General features: G+C 43.9%; 2 protein-coding genes and 1 tRNA gene. 1 reads left to right on the forward strand and 2 read right to left on the reverse strand.

What is annotated here, in order from left to right:
• Positions 1-156: 156 nt before the first annotated feature.
• Entirely contained in the window at positions 157-1,410 is a 1,254-nt protein-coding gene (locus tag GOU96_RS17255) for an HD-GYP domain-containing protein (RefSeq protein WP_123162967.1), read from the reverse strand.
• Between the two features lie 158 nt (positions 1,411-1,568).
• A tRNA-Leu gene (locus GOU96_RS17260) sits at positions 1,569-1,653 on the reverse strand.
• Between the two features lie 190 nt (positions 1,654-1,843).
• Between GOU96_RS17260 and GOU96_RS17265 the strand changes: the two genes are divergently transcribed.
• Positions 1,844-2,317 (forward strand): RDD family protein, encoded by a 474-nt coding sequence (locus tag GOU96_RS17265; RefSeq protein WP_001104967.1) that lies wholly within the window; start codon positions 1,844-1,846, stop codon positions 2,315-2,317.
• Positions 2,318-2,357: the final 40 nt, after the last annotated feature.

Raw genomic sequence — 2,357 nt, forward strand, 5'->3', positions numbered from 1 at the left:
CTGCTTTTTTTATGCAAGCCCCTAATCACAAATTTTTCTTAAAACACGCTCGTTCGAACACAAAACCGACAAGACGTTTATTTATCACTCTTTCTCTCATAAAAATGACGCAATTTAATCGCCATTCAATCTCAAAATGCTCTAAAAGGATCTCTTTTACTCTTCGCTGTCAAAGAAGTATGAGATCCGTGAACGCGGGTTAAGATAATCACGAACCTTATCAGGTAATTTGTTCGGTAAAATGGCATTGACGATTTTCAGATCTCGGTCTGCAAGATCAATTATCGGCGCTTGAGAACGCGGGACTGAGGGATCATAAATCAGTACATTCGGATACAAGAGGCTACTTGCATTCACTGAAATGACTAACCCCACCATATCATTAGAGAGCTGTACGACAGTTCCTGGTGGGAACACCCCCATGAACTTAACTAAGATGCCTAAATTCTCCGCGTTATAAAGATGCTTACAATTCTTAAATAGATGAGACAAAGCAACGTACGGGATCTTTTGTTCCGAAGGAATATTGGGGTGGCAAAGATTGTCGAACGCGTTCGCTACCGCCACAATCTGCGCAAGCTCATCAATATCATCCCCTTTTAGGCCGAGTGGATAGCCCGAACCATCTCGCAGTTCGTGATGTTGTTCGATGACACGTTTAGCACTTTCAGGAAACGTTTCTATATTATCGGCCAACTCTATGCCGTATTTGGTATGCAGCCGTAAGTAGTTTTCTTCCGGTTCCGTTAATGGGGTCTTTTTACGTACGATCGCCGTTGGCACTCTCACTTTGCCTATGTCATGAAAGAGCGCCGCAAAAGCCAGCTCTTTGATTCGTTCTGCAGGTAAACCTCTCGCTTTACCAATCATCATGGCAATGACTGACACATTTAAAGAGTGAAAATAGATATCTTCAAATTCACTTTTGCTGTTCATTAAATGCAAGGTGACATTATCATCACTCAGCAATTTGTCGACGATATCATCGACCAATATGATGGCTTCGCCGATGGCATCTAAAGGGCGGTTACGAATTTTATTCACTACCGCACGCATACGAGCAAGAGAACGTTCAAACTCTTTCTCACAAGTTTGTACTCGACGTCGATATTCGTTGAGCTTCTCTATTCGTGTTTGCTTTTCCTGCCATAGCTTTTCCGCTTCACTATCAACCGGAGGTAGAGCCTCTTCTGGAGTTGACTCTTCAACACTGGGGGGTAATGGCTGACTGTCGCTTAATCCCGGATTGAGAAAAACGTGCTGGATGCCAAGATGCTTGATCAGTTGGATCTGCTCTTGTGATTTGATTTTAAAGCTATTGAATAGGAAAGGATGCTCATTCCATTTGACTGGCAACCGAATGTAGAGCCCGGGTTGCAATCTATCTACCGTGATTTTAATGCTTGCCACAATCTTGATTACATCTGAGTGAATAACCCGAATATGATAGAAGAAGTTAATAATAACTGCATCAGTCTGATTGCTATGAAGGTTGTTAGATCACGAAAGCGGATATGAATATGACAGATAGCAAAAAGCCGACTCATTGAGTCGGCTTCTTTAAATTATGGTACCGATGGACGGACTTGAACCGTCACTCCCGAAGGAAACGGATTTTGAATCCGTCGTGTCTACCAATTTCACCACATCGGCATCTAGGCTGTTGCCCTTTGATGGAACGCATTATACGTAAGAAGTCGAAGCACGCAATAGCAAAAGATTGAAAATAAAATCGTTTGCCGATTATTTCACCACAAAGCCTTAAGCTGTGCGTTAGCTCTCTTTCTTTCGGATTTTGCACTGGCTATGCTTGGCCTCTTTCAAGTAACCAAGAATGATAATGATGAACTACGCGACACTTCCTCCGGCTGGTTTTTTTCGGCGTTTAGGGGCATGGACTTACGACGCACTGATCGTAATGGCGATTCTAATGATGGCTGGCGGCGTAGTCGTCGCAGTGCTTGAAGCTTTGGTGGCTGCGGGGCTCATGAGCTACGCCCCGTATCAAGATGCGAGCGATCTTCTTTCTTCTCATCCGATTTGGAGTCCAGTGTATACCGTTTATCTTGCCTTGGTTTGGATCTATTTCTTTGTTTACTTCTGGACTCGTGGCGGACAAACGCTAGGTATGCGCGCATGGAAAATGCACATTTGCACTGAGGAAGGTCACCACATCTCAGCCACACAAGCGCTGATCCGTCTAGCCACATCGGGTTTTGGGCTCGCCAACTTGACTGTGTTGTTTGATACGAAAAAACGTGGCTTTCACGATATCTGGGCTAAAACAAAGGTCGTTGTGTTACCGAAAGCCAATTAACTCGCTTCGATAAGCAATATAGAAAGAGGAAGGTATTCAC

Origin of the sequence: Vibrio sp. R-1, assembly GCF_035615595.1 — a bacterium.
GTDB lineage: Bacteria > Pseudomonadota > Gammaproteobacteria > Enterobacterales > Vibrionaceae > Vibrio > Vibrio cholerae.

Bases quoted from the DNA above. Each gene is read 5' to 3' on its own strand.
- GOU96_RS17265 (WP_001104967.1), top strand. From the start codon at position 1,844: ATGAACTACGCGACACTTCCTCCGGCTGGTTTTTTTCGGCGTTTAGGG.